The sequence below is a fragment of the Streptomyces sp. XM83C genome (assembly GCF_023072675.1).
GTDB lineage: Bacteria > Actinomycetota > Actinomycetes > Streptomycetales > Streptomycetaceae > Streptomyces > Streptomyces thermocoprophilus.
Genome location: NZ_JALLGL010000467.1, coordinates 1 through 3,190, shown reverse-complemented (window position 1 = coordinate 3,190; position 3,190 = coordinate 1). Strand labels below are relative to the sequence as shown.

Genomic DNA, 3,190 nt, shown 5'->3' with positions numbered 1-3,190 from the left:
CTCCGCGACGGCACCTTCTACCAATCCCGGACACCGAAGGCCGTCGAACTCGCCGCGTGACCCCAGCAAGCCAAACCACCTCCAACCCAACCCAGGCACCTTGACGAAGGACATAGAGGCACCCCCCACACCGGGACCCCCGGAGGCAAGCACGCGCCGCCACCGACCCCAAGCCGAATGGCGCGCCCCCACGCCCGCACCGCCGGCGAAGGCGTGCCGTCGAGGCAAGCACACGCCGATGCCGCCACCGCAACGCCTCCCCCGCCGCCAACCCGACGAAGCGGGCCCCTGCGCGTGCCCCGCGCAACGGGGCGCTCCGCGTGTCTGACGCGAGGGGCCCCGTCCGTGCCGGCGGGGCGGGTCAGTGGGCTGCCGACTCCCAGTCCGGGCCGGCGCCGACCGAGACGCCGAGGGGGACGCGCAGGTCGACGGCGCCCGCCATCTCACGGCGGACCAGTTCCTCCGCCGCAGCCCGCTCCCCGGGGGCGATCTCCAGGACGATCTCGTCGTGCACCTGGAGCAGCATGCGCGACGTCAGGCCGGCCTCCCGCAGCGCGGCGTCCACCTTCAGCATGGCGATCTTGACGATGTCGGCTGCGGTGCCCTGGATCGGCGCGTTCAGCGCCATCCGTTCGGCGGCCTCACGACGCTGACGGTTGTCGCTGTTCAGGTCGGGCAGATAGCGGCGCCGCCCGAAGATCGTCGCCGTGTAGCCGGTGGCGCGGGCCTCGTCGACGACCCGGCGCAGATAGTCCCGCACCCCGCCGAACCGGTCGAAGTAGGCGTCCATCAGAGCGCGCGCCTCGGCGGCCTCGATGTTCAGCTGCTGCGACAGTCCGAACGCGGACAGCCCGTACGCCAGCCCGTACGACATCGCCTTGATCTTGCGGCGCATCTCGGCGTCGACCGCGTCGGGTGCGACACCGAACACCTGGGAGGCGGCGGTGGTGTGCAGGTCCTCTCCGGAGGTGAACGCCTCGATGAGACCGGCGTCCTCCGACAGGTGCGCCATGACCCGCAGCTCGATCTGGCTGTAGTCGGCCGTCATCAGCGACTCGTAGCCCTCGCCGACGACGAAGCCGCGGCGGATCGCGCGACCCTCGTCGGTGCGCACCGGGATGTTCTGCAGGTTCGGGTCGGTGGAGGACAGCCGGCCGGTCGCGGCGACCGTCTGGTTGAAGGTGGTGTGGATACGGCCGTCCGCGGCGATCGTCTTGATCAGGCCCTCGACGGTCACGCGCAGCTTGGCCTGCTCCCGGTGCCGCAGCATGATCACCGGCAGTTCGTTGTCGGTCTGTGTGGCGAGCCAGGCCAGAGCGTCGGCGTCGGTGGTGTAGCCGGTCTTCGTCTTCTTCGTCTTGGGCAGGCCCAGTTCGCCGAAGAGGACCTCCTGCAACTGCTTGGGCGAGCCCAGGTTGAACTCGTGCCCGGCCGCCGCGTGGGCCTCCTTCACCGCCTGCTGCACGGCCCCCGCGAACATCTGCTCCATGGCTTCGAGGTGGGCGCGGTCGGCGGCGATGCCGTGCCGCTCCATCCGGGCCAGCAGCGCGGACGTGGGCAGCTCCATGTCGCGCAGCAGATCGGCGGCGCCGACCTCCGCCAGCTTGGTGTCGAACGCCTGCCCGAGATCGAGGACGGCCCGCGCCTGGATCATCAGCGCCTCCGCCTCGGCGCCGTCGTCCGCGCCGAACGCGAGCTGCCCGTCCGCGGCGGCGGCCGGCGCCAGCTCACGGTGCAGGTACTCCATCGACAGGGCATCCAGGTCGAAGGAGCGGCGGCCGGGCTTGACGAGGTAGGCGGCGAGCGCGGTGTCCATGGTGACGCCGTCGACGCTCCAGCCGTGCTCGGCGAACACCCGCATGGCGCCCTTGGCGTTGTGGAACACCTTCGGCTGGTCCGCGTCCGCCAGCCAGGCCGCGAACGCCTGCTCGTCGGCCTCGTCGAGCTGCGCCGGGTCGAACCAGGCGGCGGCACCGTCGGCCGCGGCGAGCGCGACCTCGGCGACCGAGCCCGTGCCCAGCGCCCATGTGTCCACGGTGGCCACACCGAGCGGCCCGCCGGCATGCTCGGCGAGCCACGGCGCCAGCTCACCCGTGCCGAGAACGGTCCCGTCGACGGTGACACCGTCGGCGACGACCGGCGTGGTCTCCGCCTCCTCCGCGCCCGGGTCGACGGCGAACAGCCGCTCCCGCAGCGACGGGTTACGGATCTCCAGGGTGTCCAGCACCATCGCGACGGCCTTGCGGTCGTACGGCGCGCGCTCCAGATCCGCGACCGTACGGTCCAGCTCGACCGTACGCACCATCTCCGTCAGCCGGCGGTTCAGCTTGACGGCCTCCAGATGGTCGCGCAGGTTCTGCCCGGCCTTACCCTTGACCTCGTCGACCCGCTCGACCAGCTCCGCGAACGACCCGAACTGGTTGATCCACTTCGCGGCCGTCTTCTCCCCGACACCGGGGATGCCCGGCAGGTTGTCGGACGGGTCGCCGCGCAGCGCCGCGAAGTCCGGGTACTGGGCGGGCGTCAGCCCGTACTTCTCGAACACCTTCTCAGGGGTGAACCGGGTCAGCTCCGAGACACCCTTCGTCGGATACAGCACCGTGGTGTGCTCGCTGACCAGCTGGAAGGAGTCCCGGTCACCGGTGACGATCAGCACCTCGAAGCCCTCGGCCTCGGCCTGCGTGGCGAGCGTGGCGATGATGTCGTCCGCCTCGTACCCCTCCACCGCGAAACGCGGGGCGTGCATGGCGTCGAGCAGCTCACCGATCAGCTCCACCTGCCCCTTGAACTCGTCGGGCGTCTTCGACCGGTTCGCCTTGTATTCGGTGAACTCCTCCGACCGCCACGTCTTGCGGGACACGTCGAACGCCACCGCGAAGTGCGTGGGCGCCTCGTCACGCAGCGTGTTGGCCAGCATCGACGCGAAGCCGTAGATCGCGTTCGTCGGCTGGCCCGTCGCGGTGGTGAAGTTCTCCGCGGGCAGCGCGAAGAACGCGCGGTAGGCCAGGGAGTGCCCGTCCATGAGCATCAGGCGCGGGCGGCCTGCGCCGGGCGTGCTGTCGGTCTTCTTCGATGCTGTCTCTGCCACGTCCCCGATCCTGCCACGGCCCACTGACAACCCCCCTGGGTCCGCCGACGGCCCGTATCAGGCGCCGGGCCGTCGGCGGACCCGGGGGCGTTGTCAGTGGGC

General features: G+C 71.0%; 1 protein-coding gene. It reads right to left on the bottom strand.

Annotation, left to right across the window (positions count from 1 at the left end):
• Window positions 1–361: 361 nt before the first annotated feature.
• Window positions 362–3,088: a DNA polymerase I gene (gene polA, locus MTQ10_RS29270; protein WP_247473413.1), complete on the bottom strand. Its 2,727-nt coding sequence runs from the start codon at window positions 3,086–3,088 to the stop codon at window positions 362–364.
• Window positions 3,089–3,190 lie beyond the last annotated feature (102 nt).